The sequence below is a fragment of the Pseudomonas sp. 29 genome (assembly GCF_002754355.1).
GTDB lineage: Bacteria > Pseudomonadota > Gammaproteobacteria > Pseudomonadales > Pseudomonadaceae > Aquipseudomonas > Aquipseudomonas neuropathica.
In genome coordinates this window covers 1,410,348-1,436,198 of record NZ_PEEY01000001.1, presented here as the reverse complement: position 1 = coordinate 1,436,198, position 25,851 = coordinate 1,410,348, and the positions used below count along the sequence as shown (strand labels likewise).

The window sequence follows — 25,851 nt, the reverse complement described above, 5'->3', positions numbered from 1 at the left end:
CGCGAGACACATCATGACCGAAGCCATCCTGCTGGAACGCGAACGCGGTTTGCTGACCCTGCGCTTGAACCGCCCGGACAAGAAAAACGCCCTGACCCGTGCCATGTACAGCCGCCTCGCCGAGGCGCTGAAACAGGCCGATGGCGACCCGGCAATCAACGCCGTGCTGATTACCGGCAGCGCCGAATGCTTCACGGCCGGCAACGACATCGCTGACTTCATCCAGCAACCGCCGAGTGACCTCGACAGCCCGGTGTTTCACTTCATGCTTAACCTGCTTGAGTGCCGCAAACCGGTGATCGCCGCGGTGGCCGGCGCGGCGGTGGGCATTGGCACCACATTGTTGCTGCACTGCGATCTGGTTTATGTGGCCCGCGATGCGCGGTTACGTATGCCATTCGTCAACCTGGGTTTGTGCCCGGAGTTCGGCTCCAGCCTGATCCTTCCACGCCTGCTTGGGCAGGCCAAAGCGGCAGAGTTGTTGTTACTGGGCGAAGGCTTCAGCGGTGAACAGGCTGCGCAGTGGGGGATTGCGACCGAAGCATTGGGTAGCGGCGCTGCGGCGCTAAGCAAGGCGCGGGAAATGGCGCTGCGTTTCGATGAACTGCCGGCCGAAGCGGTGCGTATCAGCAAGCAATTGATGCGAGCGCCGGATCGCGAGTTGATTCGTAAGGTGATCGAGGAGGAGGGCGCATTGTTCACCCAGCGCCTTCGTTCGCCAGAAGCAATGGTGGCGTTGACCGGATTTATCAAACGACATTGAGATTGTCGCTGACTGTGCCGGCCTCTTCGCGAGCAAGCTCGCTCCCACATTGGAATGCGTTCCCTGTGGGAGCGAGCTTGCTCGCGAAGAGGCCGGATCAATCGGCACATTTTCCAGAACAGAAAACAAAAAGCCCCGGCACTCACATGCCGGGGCTCTTGTTTTTCAGCGCGTCACTCAGACCTGCGGGTCGCCCACGTGCAAGATCTTCATGCCGTTGGTGCCGCCGGTGGTGTGGTAGCTGTCGCCCTTGGTCAGGATGACCCAGTCGCCTTTTTCCACAACGCCGCGTTTGGTCAGCTCGTCGATGGCCTTCTGGCTGACTTCGTGCGGTTCCAGCGAAGCCGGATCGAACGGAATGGTGTACACGCCACGGAACATTGCCGCGCGGGCCTGGGCTTCGCGGTGCGGGGTGAAGGCGTAGATCGGCACCGAGGAGCGGATACGCGACATGATCAGCGGAGTGAAGCCACTTTCGGTCAGTGCGATGATCGCTTTGACGCCCGGGAAGTGGTTGGCGGTGTACATGGTGGCCAGCGCGATGCTTTCGTCGCAGCGGGTGAATTCCTTGCCGATACGGTGGCTGGAGGTCTTGCCGGTCGGGTGCTTCTCGGCGCCGACGCAGATGCGCGCCATTGCCTGCACGGCTTCCAGCGGGTACAGGCCAGCGGCGGATTCGGCGGACAGCATCACGGCGTCGGTGTAGTCGAGCACGGCGTTGGCTACGTCGGACACTTCAGCGCGGGTCGGCATCGGATTCTGGATCATCGACTCCATCATCTGGGTCGCGACGATCACCGCCTTGTTGTGGCGGCGTGCATGCAGAATGATTTTCTTCTGAATGCCGACCAGTTCGGCGTCGCCGATTTCCACGCCCAAGTCACCACGGGCAACCATCACCGCGTCGGATGCCTTGATCAGGCCGTCGAGGGTTTCGTCGTCCGCTACGGCTTCAGCACGTTCGATCTTCGCCACCAGCCAGGCAGTGCCGCCGGCTTCGTCGCGCAGTTGACGGGCGTATTCCATGTCGGCAGCGTCACGCGGGAAGGACACCGCGAGGTAGTCGACTTCCATTTCTGCAGCGAGCTTGATGTCGGCCTTGTCTTTTTCAGTCAGGGCCGGCGCGGTCAGGCCGCCACCGCGACGGTTGATGCCTTTGTGGTCGGACAGCGGGCCGCCGATGGTCACGGTGCAATGCAATTCTGTTGCGGTGGCGGTATCAACACGCATCACCACGCGGCCGTCGTCGAGCAGCAGCTCGTCGCCCACGCCGCAGTCCTTGACCAGATCCGGGTAGTCGATGCCGACCACTTGCTGGTTGCCTTCGGTCAACGGATGGCTGGTGGAGAAGGTGAACTTGTCACCGATCTTCAGCTCGATCTTCTTGTTGGCGAATTTGGCGATACGGATTTTCGGGCCTTGCAGGTCGCCGAGCAGGGCGACGAAACGGCCGTGCTTGGCGGCGAGGTCACGCACCAGCTTCGCGCGAGCCTTGTGCTCGTCGGGGGTGCCGTGGGAGAAGTTCAGACGGGCAACGTCCAGACCAGCCAGAATCAGCTGTTCAAGAACTTCCGGCGAGTTACTGGCCGGGCCAAGGGTAGCGACGATTTTGGTACGACGGACGGACATGCAAAGACTCCTGAGTTCAAGCGCTAGCGAAGGCTACTATGCTCTTGGGGTGTAGTCATTGTTCGTTTGCACTACTTATTACTTTCTTTATTGAACACGACGATTGGCGCAAACACTTCTGAAGAATTCCCGGCAGGGGTCGATACAGAGCACAAGACAGGAGAACCCCCATGCGATTGTTGCCCATTGCCGCCCTTGCCCTCAGCGTCCTCGCCGTTTCGGGCTGCACCCGTTGGTCGATGAACCACCATTTGAACAACGCCTACAGCGCCTACGATCGTGGCAACTGCGAGCAGGTCATGCTCGAACTGTCCAAGGTCGAACGCGCCAGCCGTGCCCGCCCGTACGTGTGGCCGGAAGTGTCGATGATGCGCGGCCAGTGCCTGGAACGGCAGAAAATGTTTGTCGACGCGGCGCAGACTTATCAGTTCATCATCGCCTCGTACCCGAACAGCGAATACGCCTACCGCGCCCGTGCCCGTCTGGAAACCTTGCAGAGCCTGGGCCACTACCCAACGCGCAGTGCCGCAGCCGTGGTGCGCCCGACCCGTTTCTGATGACAGTTGTCATACAAAATCTGGCTGTGTGTACAAGCTGAGCTATAGTCGAATAACCCGGATTCAGCACCGCGTTATGAATCCGGAGCAACACCTGCGACTGGCAGTTGTAAGGTGACGGCGACGTAGCGACCGTTACACCGGAAGCGGGGAGAGCGGCCGGCGAAACCGGCTCGTTCCGAAGCAAGGGTGCGGCTCTGTGATGGAGCCTTGCATGGCGAACTGCGCATGTTTACCGAACGGATCGAACGGCATCAGTTGCCGTATTTCCTCAGAGTGTTCAACAGCGTCACCGACAAGCCCATCGGTTTTCTCGGCAACCTCTCCGAAGACGGGCTGATGCTCATCAGCCAATTGCCCATGATGGTCGGCGTGGACTTTCAGTTACGCCTGAAAATCCCCGCCAGCGATGGCTGTCAGCAGGTAATCGACCTCACGGCGTGTTGCGTGTGGTGCCATGAGGACGCCACGCCGCTGCACTACGACGCCGGCTTCGTCCTGCAACGCGCACCGCCGGAATTTGGGCAACTGGTGCAGGCGTTGCAGCGTTATTTCAGTTTTCAGCCGTTGCCGGCTTCGGCCTGATTCAAACCCGCTAAAAGCTTCGCGAGCAGGTCGCGCCTACCTTCGATTTGTGGTGTGTAACAGATCTTGTGGGAGCGGGCTTGCCCGCGAAAGCGTCTCCACTGGAACACGAGTCGCTCGGTCAAGCTGGGTCATACACCTGTTCGTTATTCAGCCTTTTCGGCTAGCCACATTCCCACTCCACTCCCTGATCAAACGCCATCTCCAGATGCTGCGTTTTGCTTTTTTTCGGCCATCTCGCGCCTCACAGCCATCACCGAACCCGGCGTATCGAAACGCCTTGTCGACAAGAGTACCGTTGGTCGGGACTGTCAGGTTTGACAGGTGACATGTATTTGCAGGAGCGCTGATTCTGGAATCGGTTTTTAATTCGCGAATGCGGGAGAAAGAACAGTGACGGATGATTCAGAAATTCCCCTTGGCTGGGCAGCGCCTACTTTTTCTCCCAATGTTAGCGGAACTCTTCAACAGTTCCCCCTGACTATTCGGGTCAACACAATACCGAACAACCTGACAAAGCGTGAGGTCCACTTCAAGCTTAATGGCAACCATTGGTACGAAATGGATCCAGGCTCAAACTCGAACGAGCAATGGTACGACGTCATTATTCCTGAAATAAAACATAGTGACCGTCTGGAAATACATACGCGTTACGTGGGGGGAATGGTGGGATCGGACTGGGGCTTCTCAGGGCAGTTCCGCATCATCAAGCCTTTGGGAATTATCTGGCCGCCTCAAAATAGTTTTGTTTCTTCATCTATAATTATCTCTGGCACCGGAGCCTGGGATAATCCCGTAATTGAGGTGACGACAGGCGACAAGTCTTTCAAAGGCACGCCAAACCCTGACGGGACCTGGTCTGCCGCATTGGAAAAACTTCCCCTCGGCAGACACAGCTTGCATGCGACACAGACTTTCGGTGGTAAAACTTCCAAATCCACGGAATGGAATTTAACGGTAATCGAGGAGCCGCGAATAATATCTCCAGTAAGCGGTGCAGTGATCGGTGAGGCAAAACCGATTGTTTCCGGCACTGGTGAAGTCTATGCAAGTATCAACCTCCACCGGCGAGGAAACCCCCTGGATAGATATGGTTCAGGAATTGTAGAGTTTGACGGTCACTGGAAAATAGAGCTGACCAAAGCGCTCTCATGGGGAAGTTTCATACTGGTCGCAGAACAAACGTTCGAAAAATCGACATTGCTTTCTAACCCTGTCGATCTCACGGTTAACCTTTCGCCCGTTATTTTAGATCCAGCGGCGGGTACGCTACAGTCTCAATCGTTTGACCTTTCAGGTGATTTGGCCATCCAGGGTGCCATCCTGGCTGTTTACATGGATTTGGGATCAGAGCACGTGGGGGAGGCCGCGGTTTCGGCTGGGACCTGGAGAGTGCCGGTAAATGTCCAGCCTGGACCCGCTTCACTCGTAGCGATACAAACTCTGGACAATGTCCCTTCACCTCGCAGCGCGCCTCGAGATTTCCGGATCCGGCCTCCCAAACTGGCAGAGCCTGATGTCACCTTTCTTCCTGATACAAGCTTGAAATTCTCCGGTACCGGTCATTACGACAAGAACCTGCGGACCGAAATCCAGTTCTCTGCCAGCGACAGCTCGCTGCCTTTGCCTCCCAACGTCCGCGTCGATGCCCAAGGCGAGTGGGAAACTGCCCCCGTTGTCTGGCCTCTGGGCAGCTACGATGTGACGGTGATTCAAAAGATCGCCGACAACGCCAATGGCTGGATCGAATCGCTGCCGCTTGAATTCGAAGTCCACAACAACATGCCGGATATCACCGAGGCGAGCTACACCGAGGAGTATCTACCCGTCTTCAGCGGCGAAGGTTACACAGGCGCCACCGTCTCGCTCAGGTTTCCCGATTCAACCGAGGCTGCACGAAGTGTAGTGGTCGAGAACGGCAAATGGTCCACCCCGGCATTGGTGAAGTGGGGGCCAACCAACAAGCGGGAAGTCCGCATTACACAGCATCTGGGAGACCATTCCTCGCAACGTCCTTTCAGCTTGCACGTCACGATTCCACCGCTGGCGCCAGGCCTGGATGATCCTTCCGAGGAGGGGCTGGAGCCGATATTCAGCGGCACTTGTTGGTCTGAAGCGCTGGTGAAGCTCCGGTTCAGCGACGACGGCTTGGAGTACGAAGCGGATGTGGAGGGTGAGCGCTGGGCATTTCAGCGAACCAAAGCATTTGAACCCGGAGTCCTCCACCGCGTCACCGTTACCCAGATCGTTGTCGATCTCCCTTCAGTGCCGGCATCGAAAACCTTCACTGTCCACAGAGTCATGTTGCAACCGCTCATCGTCGCGCCGGTATCCGGCTCAGAAGTGGGATACGACGTCACCATTGAAGGTGATAACGGCATGCAGGGCGCGATGATGCAATTGCATGACAGCCAGATGGGAAGAACGCTGGGTGCTCCGCTCGAATTGCTTGAGGAGGGCAAATGGTCGATCGAACTACGCGATCTGGAGCTGAGGCCTTACTTCCTCCACGCGCAACAGATACTTAACGGGCAAGAGTCGCCCAACAGCGCTGTGCACGAACTCAAGGTGGTGGTGCCGCCGCCTCGATTCAGGACGCCGATCCCTGGCGGGAAAGCGCCGCGCACCTCGAAGATTGTTGGCACTGGCCGACCTGGCGCGCGGGTGGAGGTCTGGCTGGAAGGCGCTACTGAGCCATTGCTGACGGATATTGAGGTGAACGCGAAAGGCTGCTGGGAAGCCGAAGTGAGTTTGCCGGTGGGCAACACAACCATCTGGGCCTTTCAAACCTTCGTCCACAATGGCATTCCGCAGCGCTCTCAACCCAATGAGCGTTTGCGTTACAAGGTCGTGCCGGCGGCGCCGTTTATCGAGACCCCGTCTGCCGATGACCATGTTGGCCGCCGGGTCGTGGTGTCGGGTTTCGCGACGCCCGGCGACACCGTGACTGTGACGCTGGGTGGCGACCAGGCCAGCGCAAAGGTGCGGGAAAACCGGACGTGGTCGGTAATGCTGAAGCCTGGGCAAAACGAAGGCAATCATGAACTGGAAGTTGTGGCGGCTTACGAAGGGTTTGAATCCGATAGCGCGAAACGCACGGTTCAGCTGGCAACTTATCTGCCCACCATTGAGATACCCGCGCCGGGACGCTGGGTCAGCAACCCGGTGCTGTTTGCCGGCACGGGCCGTCAAGGTGTCGGTGTTCTGGTCGACCCGTTCAACCCGGACAAGACATGGGCAGCGTCGATTCAGGTCGACCCTGACTGGCAAGGCCTGTCTGACCAAGCGCTACCGTTGGGTGGCAACTGGTGCCGTTTCAAGCTGCAACCAAGCGATAGCGATCCGCTGGGTTCCGACTGGGTCGCCAGTGAGCGGTTTGAAATCGAATCAGCACCGACGGATAAATCACGCTTGTAAATTTCCGATGAACGGGCATTAAACCTGTCATTTCTGACAGTTGTCGGCTGCTGCGTTCAAGCGCTAAATCCTTATGGAACGCTAGGTCCGCCTGACACGACAGTCAGGCGGACCGGGCCCGTTATCGACTCAAGGAATGTGACCATGGCTGATTCACTCCGTCCCGCTGCGCAGTTGTTCATTCAGCTGTTTGGTGAGCAAACGTCCACTGCGCAAAACCGGCTTTCGAAGCTCTGGAGCTACGTTGAGCAGGGGGGATCATTTTTCCCTCTGGTCGAAAAGGGACTTCCGGTGCTGGTCGGCGAGTACGGACTTGAGCAAGAAGAGGCCCGGCGCTTTTTGCGCCGGGCCAACAGCCTGGCGAGCTATGTGCGGCGTCGATTTATTGAACATCACGAGCAGGCGGACAAAGTCGGGCCGACAGGACCGTCCAGTGGTTTGATGTCGCTCGTTAAGGGGCCGCAACTGGAGCGAATATTCGATCTGCAATTGGGAGCCAAGTGCCCCTCGGATTCTCTGGAGTCCATGTTCGGGCCTTCGGCGTATCTGGTCTTCTTGTATCGATTGATTCGAGACTTGATCGAATCCGTTGGTGACGACACCAAGCTGCCGTTGCATGAGCGTCGCACGGATTTGATGAAGTTGACGGTCGACAGTAAAGCGGTGAACGCGCCGGAGTCATCAGTCGACGTGATCGTACGCGTGCTACAGGCGTTCATCGCTGCGAACACGGAGGTTCCACTTGAACAGGCATTGATCAAGGCACGCTATCCCAACGGTCTGCCGTATTACCAGCATTGGATCACGGTTGATGGGGTTGCGGGTTTCAACGGACGATCAGTGGGGGATTTTGCCAACATCATTGACGAGAAATTTCCCAACTTCTTGCACTCCGGCTCCCTGACCAGGCTTGCCGCTGCGGCCCTGGCCCATGCCTCTCGGCTTGGCCCTTACCAGCAGCAGCTGCTTACTGAACCTTACAAAACCGTCGACAATTACGTTGCCTTCTATCTGGACAATTTTGACGTCGGAGCTCACATAGCTATACAGGGTCTCGCCTACATTTTTAGTTTGACTGAACATGCAAATCTAGTGGCAGAGGAAGTTATCAGTCTTTTATCGGTTGGGGATCACACACCGTGGCGTTCTGCCAACGTGAACTATCCCGATCAGACTCTTCTCCCGGAAAGTGGACGATCCGGCTCGGTTTACATCAATAACAACGCTCATCCGGCTATTGGTATCACCGCTCAGTCGGGATCCAGCTTCAATAAAATCATGATCGAACCCACAACCAGCGAGGGTCTGAATTTCTTTGATCGACTCAACCGCAAGTTACGCCTGGACAAATGGCTGAGTCTGCCCCCTGAGCAGACTGACGCCTTGTTGGTGGCGGCGATCAGGGCCCAGGCACGCGGCGCTGAAAAGCCTGAAGTATGGGCGATTTCGGTCAACGTGATACATGCATTGGGTCTGTTTCAGCGACTGCGTGAACGCTACAACTGCACGGCAGCGGATTTCGCCGTGTTTCTCGATGAACTGTCACTGTACGGTCGCGGTGATGCACTGTCGCAGTTCGATCAGGTCTTCAACAATCAAGACAATTATCGCAAGCCGCTGAGACTCGACGGCACACCGTTTGCGCTGATACCGACATCGGATCAAGACAATCTGACGGTCAGCCAGCTATGCAGTGGTTTGGGCATTGATCTTCAGACTTACCACTACCTGGCATTGGCGATAGCCCAGGCTCATGACCTTACCGATAATCTGGTGCGCAGTCCGGCGGTCATTTCCAGTTTTTACCGTTTGGTAAAACTGCCCCGGCTGTTGAATATCACGCCGGTCGAAGGCGTGTTGATGCTCAGTGTGCTGGGGGGAGAAACCTGGCTCAAAGGGCTGGCGGGCAAGCCGCGTATTGTTGATGTGGCGGACGATGACAGCCGCACTGACGCCACGGCTGGCGGTCCGGGCGTGCTGAGCCTGATCGAAGCCATGCAGGCCTGTGTGCAATGGTGTGAGCAAAGCAACATATCGGTGTTGTGGATGTTGCAGCACGTGAGTGCACCACTGCGTCTGAGCGACTTCTCCCAGCAGGATCAGCAGTTCTTCGACAAGATCGGCACCCTCCTGCCCAGCGCGCGTTTATCCAACAATTCATTTCTCGTGGCCGGTATCCCGCCGGCCGGAGGAAGCGACTGGCTGGATTTATTGTCGATTGACAGTGAGGGGCTGGCGCCGGTTGTCGATGCCAATGGCCTGATACTGGCCACTGCCATGACGCCGGAAGATTATTCGGCCTTTGCCCGCGAGAAGCTCGAATGGGCCGTCAGGAACGGCCTGGACATTGAGGAAGCCCAGGTCAGCGTCTTGGCCGAGATCATGCTCAGCGTTCTTCTGCAGGCCAGAGACGCTCAGGTTTCGCTGGTCAGGGAGTCGCTGGCAGTCTACGCCGGCATCGAGGGCGAATTGGCCATTCTGGTGCTGAACTGGGTCGATGCTTCGGTGTACCAACTGTTGCGCCAGGTGTATGACCGCACTGACCTCGAACCGCCAGCGACGCAGCGCAGGCGCGACGAACCTTCAGATCCGTTACTCGAATTGCTGGCTGTTGTGCGCCAGCGCGCCGAAGTCGTTTCAATGCTGGGTTTGAGTGCGGCCCTGGTCCGGGATTATCTGGATTATGGATATGAGGCGTGGGTCGACCAAAGCATCATCATCATCGATCCCTCTCAAAAATATGTGTTCTCGGTGCGCATACTTTACGCGATGACCACGCTGACCCGCGCGTTCAGCATGAGTGAACAGCCGGAGCAGAAATTGCTCGACTATCTGCGTCAGGTCCATTCGCTTCCTGCCCGACCCAGCGAGGATGCATTGCGGGTGGTGCAGCAGGCAGCAGCCATCAAACTGGCTGAATTCTTTGCCTGGAGCGCGCAGGAAGTCAGCGAATGTGTTCGCCATATCGATCCTGAAACCCAAGTGTTGAAAACCCTGGAACAACTGGATCTGCTGATGCGCGTTTACCAGTTGTCGATGCAGACCGGTATGGATGCCCGGACCATTTTGCGGATTGGAACCTTGCCGGAGACAACCGATGCCAGCGAGGCCTATGCCCAGGCAGCTGAACTGGCTTTGCTCAGTCAGACCCAGACGCGTGTGCCTGTCGTGCAAGCACCGGGCGAACTGAAGCAGTTGGTCAGGATGACTTGCGCAGTAGAACCGACGGAAGTCTTCGCTAGTAAAAAAGATGAAAAAGCGATCATTACGATGACGCTCACCGACGCCCGAGGCGCAGCGTTGAAAGGCATCGCTGTTGATTGGCACTCCGAGCTAGGGACCATCAGATCGGGCATCACCGATCCCGAAGGAGTCCTCACGGCTGAGTATTTTCCGGGCACAGTCTTGGGCACGGACAGACTTTATTTTTCCCTGAGCCTGCTCGAGCCTGAGTGGGCAGTGAGCATCGACGTCATCGCCCACGCCGAGAGCATGAATTTCCCGACCGGGCTGATGTCTCCGGTGCCAACGGAGGTCGTGCCGCTTGGTCAGGAAATCACACTCTACGCCACGATGGTGGACCAGTACGGAAACCTTGGGGCCAACATGCTGGTGGGCTGGGCCTGGGAGGTAGAAACAGATCCCGAAGAAAGGCCAACGATCCGTCCGAAACAGGGTTTCACCAATCAGCAAGGTCAAACCACGGTTTATATCACCAGCGATTTCAGCGGTGAATTCGAAGTCGGTATACGCAGCCTGGCAAGCGGGAAGGGGACTGTCTTCGAACCCATCCGATTTGGGGGGACACAAGGCCGCACCCACTCACCTGAACAAGCGGCACCGCCTTCCGCCAGTGACGCGGGAACCTCTTCCACGGAGCAAGGATCATGACATCGAACAACATTGGCCTGTTGCAGGAAAAACGTCGTACCGCGTTGCTTGAGTATTGCATCGGGCAAGTAAAGGCGGAGCGTTACCCGCCTTTGCTGACCCCAGAGGACGTGTTCGAATTGCTGCGCATCGACCCGTTGGACAGTGCTCGTGTGCAGACGTCGGGGGTGGCCGAAGCGATCAGTTGTGCGCAGCAATATATCAGTGCGGTGTACAACAAAATGGAGCCCGGTTTCGAAAACCACGAGTTTCCCCCCGAGCAGCTGGAAAACTGGGCGCTGTACAACAACTACTCGGACTGGGCTGCAGTGCAGATGATCGCGCTCTACCCGGAAAACTACATCAATCCGTTCGTCCGTCAGCGTAAGACGGATCTGTTCAAGGCCCTTGAAAACAACCTCAACCAGGCCCGTTTGAGCAGCGATTCGGTTCAAGCCGCGCTACAGGATTACTTGCAAGCCTTCGAACAGATCTGCGATCTGGATGTTGTCAGTGGCTACATGGACGGCACGACCCCGGAGCGCGCCGATTATTACTTTGTCGGGCGTCAGCGGGTGCCGCCGTTCCAGTACTTCTGGCGCAAGGCGCAAATCGAGATCACGCCCACGTGTGTGGCCGTCAACCCGGCGGCGTGGAGTGAATGGAAAGCGGTGGATATTCAACCTGCCGGGCGGGTGCTGGACATGCGTCCGGTGGTCTGGAACGGCCGACTGTGTCTGGTCTGGGCGGAGTGGCGGGACAAGGTCGGCGAGATCATCGAAGCCGATCCTCCGGATCCCGATAAGGACGACAGATCCCGATTTGTGCCCCATCAACTGGATATCAATGTGGCCTTCATGAGGCAGAACGGCCAGTGGTCGGCGCCTTTGAATTTACTCCATGGCGAGTTTGATGACGATCTTTCTGCAGGTGCCCGGCTGATTGCAACTGTGTGGGTCGACCCTCAGATCCCGAAAGGCAAGCTTGGGGTGTTGCTGGTCAATGGTAAGGCCGGCACGGGTGCCTTGAACGAGAAAGCGATCATCGATGTGTTGATGCGCCCTGATGTTGAAGACGGTGGTACCTGGCTGGAGCTGGCCAAGAATGAGCGATTTGTTTCTGCCTTGACGGTTCAGCACCCCTTGGGTCTTGAGGTTACTGTGGTCCCAAGTGAGTCACCGTCAGGCTCCATGGCAGCTTTTCTGGGGCTGAACGTCTTCGCCATGCGATCGGGTAATGATGATGTGCTGACGGTTGAGGGCTTTTGCAGGTCAACAGGGTTACCAGGCATCGAGAAGACTGCGTTTACCTTGCAGTTGGAACTTGCAAATATTGACGACCCTAAACCTGTGAAAAGTGATGTTGCAATCGCCGGCGATTGGACAATGCAGTTCTTGGATACCTTCAGTCGACCAAAGGGAACGTGGGACAACGTCAGGTTCACTCTAAAGAATGATATTGAAGGCTTTGGCGGTAAACAGTTTGACTTGACGATTGTCGAACTCTCGGATTTTCTCGCGCCAACGCTGCTGAAAAACACCTCGGATGCCGCTCAATTCCTCGACTTTCAACTTGGCGATGACTGGGCACTGCGCTACGTTCGGCTCAATTCGCTGTTCGGCCCCGAGTTGGTCACACGCTCCACTGTCTCTCCAGCGACTCTGATTAATTGGGACTCCCAGCATCTGTCCGAGCCACCGCCTACCAGTGTTGATTTCGAGGAACGCAATGGCGCTTTCGACGGTGCCAACGGGTTGTTTTTCTGGGAGCTGTTTTTCCATTTGCCGCATTTGATCGCGACACGCTTGCGTGATGAAGAGCGGTTTGCCGAAGCACAGACGTGGTTGCATTTCGTCTTCGATCCCCGGGCTACTGCCGACAGCAGCTCGGTACCCGAGAAACCGAGCTACTGGCGCTGTCGACCGTTGATCAACGATTTGGGCAATGCCGGCTGTGAATCCTTGGCGCCCGCCGACCCGGATGCGATTGGATATTCAGCGCCCGTGCATTTGAGGCTGCTGATGTTCATCGAATATGTGAAGAACCTCATGGCCTGGGGGGACTGGCATTACCGCCAACTGACCCGCGAAAGCCTGGTGGCGGCAAAGCTGTGCTATGTACAAGCGGGATCATTGATGGGCAAACCGCCTCTGACTCAAACGGTGAACTTGTGGCAGACCGCGACGCTGGAGAACCTTCTGGCCCAAAGTTGCACGCGTACGGCACTGGAAGATTTCGAGCAGACATTGAATTACAGCCTGGCAGATGTTCCGGGCGGCTCCGATACGGCTCCCATGCTGGGCATGTTGGGGTGTCCGCCGTTCAGGGCACCCATCAATGATGAGTTATTCAGTTGGTTCAACCAGCCGCAGTACCGCATGAACAACTTGCGCAACAACTTGACCATTGATGGCAAGCCCATGCTCCTGCCGTTGTTCAACCCACCGACTGACCCGAATCAATTGCTGCGCGATCTGGCCGCAGGTGGTGTCGGTGGCGCCAGACCGATGGGCGGACGGCTGGTGGTGATTGCGTTTCGCTGGCGCACGATCTTCGAGGTTGCCTTGCGTGCGGTGCAGGCCTTGCAGGATTACGGCAGCCAGGTACTCAATCTGCTTGAGCGGCGTGATCGTGCCGAGCAGGAAGAGCTGCAGCAAAACCATCTGGTGGAGTTGGGCAACTACGCCAGAACCGTGCAGGAGCAATCCATCGCTCAGTTGGAAGCGAGCATGACGGCGCTTGAGCAGAGCCGGACAGTGGCTCGGGAACGGGCTGCTGCTTACGCAGCCCGCTATGACGAAAACGTGTCGGCTGTCGAATATCAGGTCATGGCAAACCTGGACCAGTCCAAAGAGCTGGCGCTGACTGCCAAAATCCTCAAACCGGTAGGCGCGGCCTTGGCGGCCGCGCCCAATATCTTCGGTATGGCGATGGGCGGGTTTCGTATCGACAAAGTTACGGATGCCATCTGCTTTGGCCTGGAGATAGCTTCGTCGATGCTGCAAATCGATGCCGACAAGCAAGCTACCACCGAAGGCTATCGCCGTCGCCGCAATGAATGGGGGTTGCAACGCGATCAGGCGCTGGCAGAAATCGCGGCCATCGATGCGCAAATCGTCGCGCAGAACCATGCGATTGATGCGGCCAGAACCAACCTCGCGCAAACGCTACGAGCTAACGCTCAGGCGTTGACGATGTACAACTATCTGAAAAAGCGCGCGACCAATGCCGAATTGTTCGGCTGGATGCTGGGCCAGCTCAAGGCCTTGCACTATCAGGCTTACGACGCAGTAGTCAGTCTGTGCCTCAGCGCGCAAGCGGCGATGAATGCCGAAACCGGCGATTACGATTCCAATATTCCCTTGCCGCAGATCTGGCAGGATCAACGCCTCGGTTTGACCGCTGGCGAGCATCTGCGCGCGTTTCTGCTGCGCATGGAATATGAGTACCTGCAGCGCACCGAGCGACGGCTTGAACTGGTAAAAACCATCTCCTTGCGTCGCCTGTTCAACGATGCAATAGACCCTCAGCTCGGTATCGGTAGCTGGGAGGCTGCATTGGCGCAATTGCAGACGACCGGCTCGCTGGAATTCAAACTCACCCAACTGCTGTTCGATCGGGATTATCCGGGACATTACTGCCGGCAGATCAGTTCGGTGGAAATCGACTTGCCAGTGCTGGCGGGACCTTTCGAGGACGTGCGCGCGACCTTGCTGCAGGTCGGCAGTATGACTGCCAGCCGGGCTTCGGTGCAGTCAGTGCAGTACTTGCACAATCCGGATCCTGAGGAATTGGCCCCTTCCGATATGCTTTTCAACTTGCGTCCGGGCCAGCAGATTGCCTTGTCGGTGGGTATTGCCGACAACGGCATGGCGGCGGCGAAGCCAGATGAAGGTTTGCTCTATCCATTTGAAAATACCGGTGTGGTGTCCGCCTGGGAGCTGAAATGGCCATGGCATAAAGAACCGCCGCAGGAGGCCATGCTGGGCTCAATGAACGATGTCATTTTGCGCATTCGCTATACGTGCAAGAGCGGAGATCAGTCGTTTACCGATTCGGTGAAGGAGTTGGTCAATGCAGCACAAGAGGGCCCGGCCGGCAAGGGCAAGGGCAAGGGCAAGGGAGTGCGGAGTCATGAATAATCCTATCGTTCAGGTGAATGAAAACCTGGTGTGCAACGGTGATTTCGAAGAAAGGTTCGATTGTTGGGCAAGGACGGGGGCGGTTGCCATAGGCCTGGCGTATTACGACAACACGCCTGTCAAACACATCAAAGCGCCGAAGGGCACGGGTGTCACGCAGGACGTCACACTTCCCAGAGATCCTGATGGCAATGGTGCTTATTGGCTGAGTTTTCTGTGGGAAAGCAGTTTCAGCCAATCAGGCTGGGTGAGGATTTCTCAGGGAGAAATCGAGCATTACCGCATCGAACTCAAACCCGTCGGTAAACCTGATCAGGCACAACAGCGCGAGGGTTTCGGATCAGGGCCAGAGAGGCGATTCAGTCCGACCCTGCATGAAGTGGAACTGACATCGGACATCTCAAGCTCAAAGCCGCTGCGCATCGAAATATACAGCTCGACAGAGTCTTCAAGTCCATTTGGCGAACTCTGGGTTACACGCGTCAAAGTCGAGTTGAAACTCGCACCACTTGAGTTGCAGGAAGTTGAGCTGGACGGCATGTCGTTCCCGCCCTTGCGCAAAATGTACCTGTGTCAGGGCGCCAGCAGGGGCGGAGCTTTTGGCAGCGACGCATTGATCACACCCCACGTACTCGGTTTTGTACCTGTGCCGGATAACCCTTGGGACGGCACCCCGGTTGCATTGAGCATCGACAATAACCCGCAGGGCGCGATTGTCGCGACGCCTGCTTGGGACACCCAGCAATCGCTGGACGTGCCATGGACGCTCGATTGCCCGTTAATCGATGATCAGGACTACGAATTCACCCTGAGCTTGCGCAACCGTTACACCGCGCAGGCCTACGAGATCCCCGTATCGCTGGGGCATCATCGACTGATTTTTCGTGAGGTGGTCGAGGCCGCTTACTACCCGTTGATTGAGCAAAGTGTCCGTTTGGGTGTGCAAGTAGCGTCGTATTACACCGGCCAGCCATTTGCCGGGCTTACGGTGAACTGGGCGACCGCCGAACACGGGGTGTTGGCGGCTACCGTTACTGATGAACAAGGTTGGGCTTACTTCGATTATGAGGCGAAGGCAGCAGGGGACTTCGTTATTGAAGCCTCTGTGGTTAGCCTTTATTACGAGCAGGGTGTGTGGACTCAGACGTTTGACGTACTGGTACTGGGCGAGGATCCGTGGGCACGGTTGACTGTCCGTGAAAACAACGAAATCAGGGACTGGATTGATAACAGTTATCCGAACCGGGGTTCTACCCATTCCATTGATGTAATGCTGGCGGCCAACAGTCGTCTGCGAGGCAGCGACTTCTATCTGCATTGGCACGGTGACAAGCCTGGGCAACTGGGTGTCGTGGTCAGTCCGCCACTGGAAACATCGGTGCCCATGCCGATCGATGGAGGGGGCACTGCATCCTGGACGCTGAACTGCGAAGACCGGCGCGACGGGATATTCGAGTTGTCACTGGTCTGCTCGAAGCTGTTGTTGCCGTCGCCCAGAAAACGTATGTCGCTGGCGCGCAACAGGATCAGGATCAAAGAGGTACGTCAGGCCGAGAATAGTCCGGTGGTGGAGGAACACGAATATGCGTACCTGCGCTTGCAAGTGGTGCATGTTACTGATCAGGGCGACGGCGAACCGGTGATCGGTGCGCTGGTCGAGTGGCAAACCGCCTACAGCGTCGTGCAAAGCCAAACGGGAAGCGGTGGTTGGGGGAGCCTGAAGTTTTACACCAGAGAACACGGGATTCATGCGATCACCGCGGCGGTCCGAGCGCATGAATCGGCCGAGTCGCATGAGTGCGAATTTAGCGTGACCGCGATTGCCAGGAGTTCATGGAAAGACAAAGTCAACATCACGTTTGATCGCGGCTACATCGACAATGTTTGGGGGCTTTTCTGCCGACGAGGCCAATCCCATTCCCTGCAGGTCACGGCGCTTGCCGACAGTCCTCTTATCGGCCAGGAAATCACGTTGGCATGGGGCATTGACGACCCAGGCATCGGGTTGGTGGTGAGTGAACTTGGCGAGCCCAAGGTATTGCTCGCGGATGAACCGCTGATCTGGACCCTGAGCTCTGAGTTCATAACGAGCCGCAGCAGTATGTTCGGACTTCGGTTGTTGACCGATTCACTTGAGGATCGGGAGTTGCTCGGTCGCTTGATATCACCGGATATTTACGATGAGTTCACGCTCGTTCTGGATCAAATGCGCACCGACAAAGGTCAGTCGCTGTATCCCTGCATTGGCGCTGTGCACCGATATATTTTCAGAACGAATGCGTTGAGCCCATTGGTGGGTATTAACATGGAACTGAACTGGTACGGCAGCACGGCGGAAGAGCTGGGAATCGTGCGTAATCCTCCACAGGGAAGCATCAATTATATTGATGAAAGTGGCATGACCTGGACACTGGATTGTTCCGCTAGCCGTGGGGCCGGGGAGTTCGGTCTACAATTCTTGACTGGGGCTGGCACGATTGATGTCACCAGAATGCACTTGGGCCACAACAAACTCAGCATTGAAACCGTACGTGAGTCTGCCGTTTTCCCGATCGTGGGTCAGGACCCAGCATGGATGTGGGCGAAAGTACGTTCGGATTTCTCGGAAGCTGCCATGGTTCAAGTGCCAACGCAGTGGAAGGTGGATGGTCATTCTGAAGAACATGTGACTGCTGACGATGGCTGGGCAGGCTTTGCGTATGGGGCAACCACAGGCGGATCGGCAACGGTTGAGGTGTCTGTCAGCAGTCCGTATGACAATGCTACTGATACACGTTCGATGGAGGTCTGTTCGCTGGCCGACGATCCGTGGGCTCGATTGCAGTTCAGTATGGACAACGGGCCTGCACAGCCTTTCGGCCAGGACACCGGTTTTGCGCGTCGCAAACTGACCCATAGAATCGATGTAACTGCCCCGCAAGACACCTTCTTGTCCGGTCGAAATTTGACGCTGGGCATGGTCGGCACCGGACCTGAGGCACTCGGCATTCGTTTTACTCAGCCAGTACTCGGTTTGCCAAGGGTCTTTAGCCGCGAGGCGGGATTCACCGATTCCTTCATGGTCGATGACAAGCGTAACGGCAGTTTTGGCTTGTTTCTGGCCTGCGAAAGCCTGGCTCGATGGTCACCAGTCAATGCAATGTCGGTGGGCGAAGGCGCCCAAGTGGTGAAAATCGCCGAGCGTTCGCGGGTTAGCCAGACGCTGTACTGGGGCGAGGCTGTGTCCGAGCAGATCACCGTTGTTTCGGCCATCAGTGGCAGGCCGATGGCGGGGATGAACGTTGTCTGGCGCAGTGCGGATCTTGGCGAGGTGACGACGACCACCAACTTCTATGGCGAGGCGCGGATCCGCTTTGTGCCCAAGACGCCCGGAGCGGCGCAACTGACCGCGACGGTGGGGGATGCGCAGTATTCGGAATCGATTTCGTTGCCGTATTTCCTGCACGAGCCGCGAGAGATCAAAGAGCTGGTCAGTGATGACCCGAGCGGTTATCCGGGGCAGGAAGTTTCAGCCCGGGTTTACGTCGTCTCGGCCATTACCGGTAATCCCTTGGCAAACGTTGAGGTCAATTGGGATTTTCCTGGAGTCGACATCGCGCCGACGACAACCGATAGCGAAGGTATCGCCAATGTCGTGTTCCGACTTTCGGCTCTTCAACCCGGTCTTCTCTATGCAGGCGTTCGGGGGGGCTTGGCTGGATGGGAGGTCAGTTTGATTCCTTTTACGCTTAAAGCGCACGAGCGAATGATGACTGAGATCAGCGGCAGTGGCAGTTACCCGGTTGATCGATCTGTGCCTGTCTCGTTCAGGATTGTATCGATCCCCGACGGCAAGCCTATTGTCGGCCAAAAAGTTCTCTGGGTACTGAACAGTGTTCCCGATGGCTCTTCATTTTCAACGGAAGATGGATGGGTGAGAAAAAGTTATTCGTCGCAAGGAATGGTTGGCTACAAGACCATTCGTGCTTCTGTTGTCGATGAGCAGGGGGCGGTACTTGATGAAGAAGTATTCCGGCTTCAATTCTTTGACTCGGAGTTGCCTTGAACCTCGTACAGATATCAGTAGGGGATCATGCGGTTCCGCTCCTTTTCCAACTCAGATACTGCGTCACCAGTTCGGCCCCCAACTCGGCGGGCCGGACATCCACCACCGGAACGCCATGAGCACTCAACCGCTCATGGAGTTCTGCCCGCTCATTCAGGTAACTCACCGTGCCGCAGTAAGCCAGCGCTTCGGGCAGCGTTTGCACCGTGGTCTGGCGTAACGTATCCAGCGTCTCTTCGCGCAGGCTGGCGACCAGTACCCGATGTTGTGCGCTCAGGCGTTTGACCGCGCTCAGCAGTTCCTCATCGTCCTCATCGCGCAGGTTGGTTACCAGCACCACCAAGGCCCGGCGCTTCTGTCGCGTCAGCAGTTGATTGGCGGCGGCCTGATAGTCGGCAGGGCGCTGCGTGCTGTCGAGGTCATAAACCGTGTTCAGCAGTACATTCAGTTGTGCGCTGCCTTTGACCGGCGCGAGATGGCGTGGGTGTTCGCTAGCGAAGGTACTCAAACCCACCGCATCGCCCTGACGCAAGGCTACATAACTGAGCAACAGGCAGGCATTGAGCGCGTGGTCGAAGTGCGACAGTTCATCGTCCTGGCTGCGCATGCGTCGGCCACAGTCGAGCATGAGGATAATCTGCTGATCGCGCTCGTCCTGATATTCACGGGCAATCGGTGAGCGTTGGCGTGCGGTGGCTTTCCAGTCGATCTGGCGCAGGCTGTCGCCTTCACGGAATTCGCGCAGTTGGTGAAATTCCAGGCCCTGACCGCGCCGTTGCCGTTGGCGCACGCCGAGCTGGCTGAGCCAATTGTCCACCGCCAGCAACTCACCGCCGTAGAGCCGGGCGAAGTCGGGGTAGACGCGGGTCTGGTCGCTGACCCTGAGCAAGCGTTTGCCTGACCATAATCCCAAGGGGCTGGGCAGGTTGATTTCGCACTGGGCGAAGCTGAAATGTCCGCGTTTCAGTGGGCGCAGACGGTAGCCGAGCAGGCTGCGCTGGCCAGGTTGCAATTCAATCGACAGTGGCAGGTTTTCGAAGCTCAGGCCTTCTGGCGGGTGGTCGAAGAGTTGAATGTGCATCGGCTCGCTGAAGTCGTGTTCGACTTCCAGACGCACCTCACTCCATCGGCCGAGCGCCAGACTGCCGGGCATCTGCCGGGTGATGCGCGGTGTTGGCAAACGGTGCAGACGCAACGCATCCAGCGCCGCCAGAGCCAGCAGCGCGAGCAGCAATCCCCAGTTGATCGATATCAGGCTCGCCGGGATATCGATCTCCAGTGCGCGCAACGTGCCCAGCACAATGCCGATGACCAGCAGCAAGGCCAGCCAGCTCAAAAGCAGGCGCGAGGGTTTCACAGGCGCGGCGCCGGAACTTGGTCGAGTAATTGTGCGAGCACCTGATCGACCTGCAGGCCTTCGATGTCCAGCTCCGGCGCAATGCGTACGCGATGGCGCAGCACGGCCAGCGCGCAGCCCTTGATGTCGTCTGGAATCACGAACTCGCCGCCACGCAACAAGGCGCGGGCACGGGCGCAACGCACCAGAGCAATCGAGGCGCGCGGCCCGGCGCCGAGGGTCAGCCCCGGCCAGGTGCGCGTGGCGCGCGCCAGGCGCACGGCGTAATCGAGAACCTGATCGTCCAGTGGCAAATCACTGGCAATCCGTTGCAGGGCTTGCACATCCTTGGCCTGCAACACGGTGCGCAGCGGTTGCACATCGAGCATGTCGGCGCGGGTCGAGCGGCAGACCTGGCGCACCATGTTCAGCTCCTGATCGGCGTCGGGGTAGTCCATGCGCACCTTGAGCATGAACCGGTCGAGTTCGGCTTCCGGCAGGGGATAAGTGCCTTCCTGTTCGATCGGGTTTTGCGTTGCGAGAACCATGAACGGTTGCGCGATGGGCAGGGCACGACCTTCGAGTGTGACCTGACGCTCTTGCATCGCCTCGAGCAAGGCAGCCTGGGTTTTTGCCGGGGCGCGGTTGATCTCGTCGGCCAGCAGCAGATTGGTGAACAACGGGCCTTTGCGCAGCTTGAACTGCTCGGTTTGCAGGTCGTACACGGCATGGCCGGTGACGTCGCTGGGCATCAGATCCGGGGTGAATTGAATCCGCGCAAACTCGCCGCCGAAACAACGGGCCAACGCCCGCACCAGCAGGGTTTTGCCCAATCCCGGCACACCTTCGAGCAGCACATGACCGCCGGCGATAAGCGCCGTCAGCACGTCATCGATCACCTGGTTCTGGCCGATCAACGCTTTTTGCAATTCGCCACGTACTGCTTGCGCCAACTGGCTGGCACGCTGGCGTTGCTGGGCGGCGTGGCTGGCGCTGCCGGGCTCGATCTGTTCAGTCATAGCGTGTTCCTCAAAGTTTGCAGGTGGGCGACCTGGCGGCAGAAATCGGCGCTGGACATGCGCCGATCCGGCACCGGGCTCAGGGCCTGGCTGATGGCGCGGGTGGGTTGTCGGGTCAGACGCGACAAAGCCAGCCATTGTTCGGCAACGTTTAATTGGTCAAAGCCGGGGTGACGGCGACGGGCACGGCGCAGAACGTCCTGTTGCAGTGCTTGCAGCAACGCCTGCTGGCCGTTGTGGCGCAACAGGAAATCGGCGCTGGCGCGCAGGTGTTCCTGCAATTGTCGGCGTCCACTCGGGGCGGGTAGTTGCAGTGGGCCGTGACGCACGCCGACGTGCCAGAGCCAAAGGCCGATCAACGCGAGCAAAGCGACAATGGCTTGCGGGAAGTAGCGCCAGAGCAAGGTCAGCAGGCCATCGTGCTCGGTGTTGTAGATCAACGTGACGTCGGTGTCGGCGCTCAAATACCAGAGCAGCCAGGCGTTGTCGTATTGGCTGATGGTCTTGTTCTTCCACAACTCGGCGTCGGTGACCACGGTGATCGTCCCCAGGCTGTAGGGCAGCTGCATCATATGCGTGGCCTTGGCGCTGTTGGCCCACGCTTGCGCCAGATTCTTCGGGTCGTCGAGGTGGAAGTCGGTGTCGAAGCCAGCGTAGGCCGGTGCGTCTTCGTCTTCCAGATAGAGTCTGGTCAGTTGCGGGAAGCGCTCTGGTTCAGCGTCTGCGGGTAAGTCTTTCAGATCCTTGCTCAGGGATTGATGCAGTTGCACGCGATCGAGCAACAGATCGTTGCTTTGTTTGCTCTGCTCATCCCACAGCGACTCGGCGACGAACACCAGTCGCCCACCGGCCCGGGTCCAGTTCAACACTTGGTCAACCTGACGCGGGGTCATGTGTGAGCGGTCGTTGAACAACAGCAACGTGTGGCGGCGCGGGTCGATATCGGGGAGTGCCGCGAGGCTTTCGGCATGGCTGACGTTGAGCCCGCGTTCACGTAAAAACAGCTCGGCGGCCAGGTATGGATTGGCTTGCGCGGCGGGCGAGGGGCCGTGATCGACTTCTTCCTGATAAGGCGTGGCGTTGAGGTAGAGGAACACGCTCAGCGTGCCGATTAACAGGGCTATCAACGCAGCCACCCACCACAGTGTCCGGCGATTCAACGGGCGGCTCCGGGACCAAACAAGGCGCGCCAGCCATCGCACAGCTCCTGCTTCAGGGAGGCTGCCGGGACGCGATGCCCATAGGCCATGTTCTGCCAATGGGTGGTTAGGCTGCGGCTGAAGGCGAGCAGTTCCGGGCGTTGCAATTGTTCAACGTGCGCGAGTACCTGAAGTTCGGTATCGGCGGGTTTCAGGGTCATGTCGAAGTCGTCGAGCAGATGGCTGAGCAGCCCTCGATACAGCAGGCCCAGCGCTGCACGAGGTTGGCTTTGCCAGAGGTGTTCGGCGCTGCCTGCAATGTCGTCAGGCAAGGTGTCGCGGTTCAAGTCCAGACCGAAGGCTTGTTGCGGCAGCGCGCGTTTCGGTTTGGCAGGCAGTCTCGGGCGGCGGCTGACGAACGCTTGGAGATAGTCGCGATAACGCCAGATCAGCCAGCCGAACGCAGCAATCACCGTGCCCCACAACAGCATTTCAATAATCTTCGCCAGTCCATTCAAGTGTTGCCCATCGAGCCAGTCCAGCAGGGTTTTCAGCCACTGTGACGCTTCACCCGGCTTCTGCGCTTCGGCAGGTTTCGCCGGGTCGTCGCCAAAGCGATAGCGGGTGACGACTTCTTTGTTCTTGAACGGCGGCTGTTCAAGCAATGCCTTGATGCTGTCCCGTGAGGTCTGGCTGGTGAGTGGTTGATTCAACAAGCGCGGTGCCTGCGGACTGTCATCCGGCTCTGCCGCCCACGCCGAAGGCACATTCGGCAGCACCAGAAAGACCGCCAGCAGCACTCCCAATACACCGTTGTTCAGGCGCTGTCGCAAGCGGCGAAACACCAGTTCGATATCCCAGGCTTCCAGTTGTGTGCGCCGGTTCAGATAAAGACTGAAGCCGCAGGCGACATAGATCGGCTCCCACACCACCAGCACCAGTGCGTAGAAGGCATTGGTCAGGTGTTCGAGCCAGCGCCAGTCTTGATCCGCCGCGAGTATCAGCGACTGCCAGCTCCAGTCCGTTTCGATTTGCTGCGGCAGCAGCATGTAGAACAGCACCATCAGGCCGATCCACAACGCGGTTTCCAGGTGCACGCCGATGATGGTCAACCACTGCGCGGCGCCGGCGTTGCGTTGCAGCAGCACGTGTAGACGTTGTTGCCGGGCGCTGCCATCGAGGCCTTCGAGTTGCACCACCGGCAGCAGAAAGCTGCGGCTGAAACTCAGACGGCGCCAGGTCAGGCTGGCCAGCAATTGCGGTTTGAGCAGGCGCGGCCATTCGCGCAGGGCTTGCTTGAGTGTCGGCGTTTCGCCAAACAGCGCTTTCGACAGGATGTACAGCGGCAGGCGTTCATAAGCCGGTTTCAGCCACCAGAAGATAAACACCGCCAGTGACGGCGAATCCCACAGCAACAGACTGAGCAACGCGAATAGCGGCAGGGTGACAATCGCCCAACTGGTCATCAGCAGACGCCGATGTTGCTGGCTCATCAGCACGCCCAGGTCCATGGCTTCCCAGGTCGTGCGCGGGCGGATCACCACGGTGGCGTCACTCAGGCGCATGGCGGGTCCTTCCGGCGAACAACAGATAGACCGCGACCAGAGCCCAAAGCGCGGCGCCGACCAGATACTTGGTCAGTGGTGTGACGCTGGTTTTCGACGACCAATAAGCTTCGATAAACGCGGCAATCAACAGGAACAACATCACGCCGCAGACCAGCAACACGCTTTTGCGTGCGGCGCGTTTCAGCGCTTCGCTGCGGGTCAGCCGCCCGGGCGCGATCAACGCCCAGCCGAGTTCCAGGCCGGCGGCCCCGGCGAGGGCGATGGCACTGAGTTCGAAGGCGCCATGGGCGATGACGAATGACCAGAAGGTCTGGCCGAAACCGATCTCGCTGAGGTGCCCGGCCACCGCACCGATGACCATGCCGTTGTAAAAGAGAAAGAACGCACTGCCGACGCCTAGCAACAAGCCACTGGCGAAAGTCTGAAAGGCAATGCCGATGTTGTGCATCACGTAGTAACCGAACATCACCCAGTCCTCGCTGGCCGCACGTTCGGCGGGGCGCCCGAGGTGTCCGGCGACCGGGTCGTACATGCCTTGCATCTCGCGCACCTGATCGGCGGGGAGCAGGTTGTAGACCAGTTCGGGAAAGAAATACACCAACACGCCGACGCCGATCAGACTGCCGAAGAACAGCAGGCTGGCGACCAGCACAAAGGGCCATTCGGCACGAACCAGGCGGGGGAAGTCGGCGAGGATGAAACTCAGCAGATTGGCGCCGAGTCGACTGCGGTGACGGTACAGCTGTTGATGGCCGCGTAGTACTTGTTGTTGCAGCGAATCAATGAGGAAACTGCTGTAGCCGCGTTCCTGCGCCAACGCCAGATGCTGGCAAAGCCGGCGGTAGGCTTTGGGGAAACCGGCGACTTGCGAGGTCTCCTTGCCGCGCTCAAGGCGTTCAAGGGCTAGCGCAAAACGCTCCCATTCGGCCTTGTGCCGCGTTTCGAAAAGACTTTGCTTCATGTCGGGCCCAACAAACCGCGAGCGATGCCATTGAGTTCAGCCACAGCCTTGGGCGCAGAAATGTGCAATGGCTGGGCGAGCAGGGCCGCCAGTTCATTGACCCGTGCTGGCGACAGTTCTTCTTGGCGTTCGGCAAAGCCCAGCACGGCGCGTTGTTCGGCGAGTGTCAGGGGCACTGGTGAGCGTCGAGGTTCGGCATCAGGCAGTTGCGGACGACTGAGCGGGCGTTCGCTGTAGACCACCAATGTGCCGGCGGCGATGTCGCCAAGGCGTTTGAAGGTCGGGTGTTGCAGGCAACTGAGGGTGCCGAGGAAGTAGCCGAAGGGCAGCAGATCGACAAAACGCAGCAGGTTGCGCAGCAGTGAGGCCGACCAGCCAACCGGGGTGCCGTCATCGTGCACCACGCGCAGGCCCATCCATTGTTTACCCGGCGAGCGGCCCTGACGCAGCACTTCGAACAGCACCATGTACCACCAGCTGATCGCAAACAGCAGTAGCGAGCCGAGGCCCATGCCGAGCTTGCCGAGAAACGCCAGGGCGATGAACAGCACCCCCATGATCACGCCGCGCAGGGCCAGATCGATCGCAAAGGCTACGGCACGCACCATTAACCCGGCGGGACGCAACGGCAGGTCGATGCCTTCCGGCGTTTCGACCTGATGCCGCGTATCCAGCGGCGGGGCCAGCGGTGCTTTCCTTGGCGGTGCTGTGGTCTCGAGCATGGGCTACCTGGTGTTCGCCTGTTCGGGGTGCAAGTGAGGTCGATGCTAGCAGCCTCTCGGGGGAAAACGACATAACTATGTATTGCACATCGTGAAGT

At 58.1% G+C, this 25,851-nt stretch carries 14 protein-coding genes; 7 read left to right on the top strand and 7 right to left on the bottom strand.

The genetic code is table 11. The features are described from left to right. Positions 1-13: 13 nt before the first annotated feature. Positions 14-763: an enoyl-CoA hydratase-related protein gene (locus tag CLU80_RS06685; RefSeq protein ID WP_093430518.1), complete on the top strand. Its 750-nt coding sequence runs from the start codon at positions 14-16 to the stop codon at positions 761-763. 177 nt (positions 764-940) lie between these two features. On the opposite strand, the gene pyk is transcribed toward CLU80_RS06685, so the two are convergent. Then, positions 941-2,392 (bottom strand): pyruvate kinase, encoded by a 1,452-nt coding sequence (gene pyk, locus CLU80_RS06680; protein ID WP_095048237.1) that lies wholly within the window; start codon positions 2,390-2,392, stop codon positions 941-943. A 170-nt stretch (positions 2,393-2,562) separates the two neighbouring features. On the opposite strand from pyk, the gene CLU80_RS06675 reads away from it, so the two are divergent. The 6 genes from CLU80_RS06675 to CLU80_RS06650 all read left to right on the top strand — a co-directional run bounded on the left by CLU80_RS06675 (position 2,563) and on the right by CLU80_RS06650 (position 19,008). Beyond that, the gene (locus tag CLU80_RS06675) at positions 2,563-2,949 is read left to right on the top strand and encodes a tetratricopeptide repeat protein (protein ID WP_093430516.1); all 387 of its coding nucleotides are present in this window, start codon (positions 2,563-2,565) and stop codon (positions 2,947-2,949) included. 228 nt (positions 2,950-3,177) lie between these two features. Beyond that, positions 3,178-3,534: a PilZ domain-containing protein gene (locus CLU80_RS06670; protein ID WP_007916241.1), complete on the top strand. Its 357-nt coding sequence runs from the start codon at positions 3,178-3,180 to the stop codon at positions 3,532-3,534. A gap of 393 nt (positions 3,535-3,927) precedes the next feature. Then, complete coding sequence (locus CLU80_RS06665; RefSeq protein WP_286079703.1) at positions 3,928-6,951, top strand: Ig-like domain-containing protein; 3,024 nt, start codon at positions 3,928-3,930, stop codon at positions 6,949-6,951. Positions 6,952-7,095: 144 nt separating this feature from the next. Beyond that, complete coding sequence (locus CLU80_RS06660) at positions 7,096-10,842, top strand: Tc toxin subunit A (protein WP_099757024.1); 3,747 nt, start codon at positions 7,096-7,098, stop codon at positions 10,840-10,842. Continuing rightward, a complete protein-coding gene (locus CLU80_RS06655; protein ID WP_099757023.1) occupies positions 10,839-14,963 on the top strand; it encodes a Tc toxin subunit A-related protein in 4,125 nt (1,374 codons plus the stop codon). The genes CLU80_RS06660 and CLU80_RS06655 overlap by 4 nt, the downstream gene beginning before the upstream one ends. Then, positions 14,956-19,008, top strand: coding sequence for a hypothetical protein (locus CLU80_RS06650; RefSeq protein ID WP_286079702.1), 4,053 nt, complete (start codon positions 14,956-14,958; stop codon positions 19,006-19,008). Before CLU80_RS06655 ends, CLU80_RS06650 begins: the two co-directional genes overlap by 8 nt. Positions 19,009-19,033: 25 nt before the next feature. Here the strand turns inward: CLU80_RS06650 and CLU80_RS06645 are convergent, their stop codons facing one another. The 6 genes from CLU80_RS06645 to CLU80_RS06620 are packed head-to-tail and all read right to left on the bottom strand — an operon-like array spanning position 19,034 to position 25,753. Continuing rightward, positions 19,034-20,365 (bottom strand): DUF58 domain-containing protein, encoded by a 1,332-nt coding sequence (locus tag CLU80_RS06645; RefSeq protein ID WP_099757022.1) that lies wholly within the window; start codon positions 20,363-20,365, stop codon positions 19,034-19,036. Beyond that, on the bottom strand, positions 20,362-21,363 hold the full coding sequence (locus tag CLU80_RS06640; RefSeq protein ID WP_095048231.1) for an AAA family ATPase: 1,002 nt from the start codon (positions 21,361-21,363) through the stop codon (positions 20,362-20,364). The genes CLU80_RS06645 and CLU80_RS06640 overlap by 4 nt, the downstream gene beginning before the upstream one ends. Then, positions 21,360-22,523, bottom strand: coding sequence for a DUF4350 domain-containing protein (locus CLU80_RS06635; protein ID WP_095048230.1), 1,164 nt, complete (start codon positions 22,521-22,523; stop codon positions 21,360-21,362). The genes CLU80_RS06640 and CLU80_RS06635 overlap by 4 nt, the downstream gene beginning before the upstream one ends. Continuing rightward, complete coding sequence (locus CLU80_RS06630) at positions 22,520-24,067, bottom strand: DUF4129 domain-containing protein (protein ID WP_099757021.1); 1,548 nt, start codon at positions 24,065-24,067, stop codon at positions 22,520-22,522. Before CLU80_RS06630 ends, CLU80_RS06635 begins: the two co-directional genes overlap by 4 nt. After that, positions 24,054-25,031, bottom strand: a complete 978-nt coding sequence (locus tag CLU80_RS06625) for a stage II sporulation protein M (RefSeq protein ID WP_095048389.1) — start codon at positions 25,029-25,031, stop codon at positions 24,054-24,056. Before CLU80_RS06625 ends, CLU80_RS06630 begins: the two co-directional genes overlap by 14 nt. Beyond that, positions 25,028-25,753 (bottom strand): RDD family protein, encoded by a 726-nt coding sequence (locus tag CLU80_RS06620; RefSeq protein WP_095048228.1) that lies wholly within the window; start codon positions 25,751-25,753, stop codon positions 25,028-25,030. Before CLU80_RS06620 ends, CLU80_RS06625 begins: the two co-directional genes overlap by 4 nt. Positions 25,754-25,851: the final 98 nt, after the last annotated feature.

Excerpts from the sequence above, each read along its gene's own strand:
- CLU80_RS06685 (WP_093430518.1), top strand. The coding sequence starts at position 14 with ATGACCGAAGCCATCCTGCTGGAACGCGAACGCGGTTTGCTGACCCTG.
- pyk (WP_095048237.1), bottom strand. The coding sequence starts at position 2,392 with ATGTCCGTCCGTCGTACCAAAATCGTCGCTACCCTTGGCCCGGCCAGT.
- CLU80_RS06675 (WP_093430516.1), top strand. The coding sequence starts at position 2,563 with ATGCGATTGTTGCCCATTGCCGCCCTTGCCCTCAGCGTCCTCGCCGTT.
- CLU80_RS06670 (WP_007916241.1), top strand. The coding sequence starts at position 3,178 with ATGTTTACCGAACGGATCGAACGGCATCAGTTGCCGTATTTCCTCAGA.
- CLU80_RS06660 (WP_099757024.1), top strand. The coding sequence starts at position 7,096 with ATGGCTGATTCACTCCGTCCCGCTGCGCAGTTGTTCATTCAGCTGTTT.
- CLU80_RS06655 (WP_099757023.1), top strand. The coding sequence starts at position 10,839 with ATGACATCGAACAACATTGGCCTGTTGCAGGAAAAACGTCGTACCGCG.
- CLU80_RS06650 (WP_286079702.1), top strand. The coding sequence starts at position 14,956 with ATGAATAATCCTATCGTTCAGGTGAATGAAAACCTGGTGTGCAACGGT.
- CLU80_RS06640 (WP_095048231.1), bottom strand. The coding sequence starts at position 21,363 with ATGACTGAACAGATCGAGCCCGGCAGCGCCAGCCACGCCGCCCAGCAA.
- CLU80_RS06630 (WP_099757021.1), bottom strand. The coding sequence starts at position 24,067 with ATGCGCCTGAGTGACGCCACCGTGGTGATCCGCCCGCGCACGACCTGG.
- CLU80_RS06625 (WP_095048389.1), bottom strand. The coding sequence starts at position 25,031 with ATGAAGCAAAGTCTTTTCGAAACGCGGCACAAGGCCGAATGGGAGCGT.
- CLU80_RS06620 (WP_095048228.1), bottom strand. The coding sequence starts at position 25,753 with ATGCTCGAGACCACAGCACCGCCAAGGAAAGCACCGCTGGCCCCGCCG.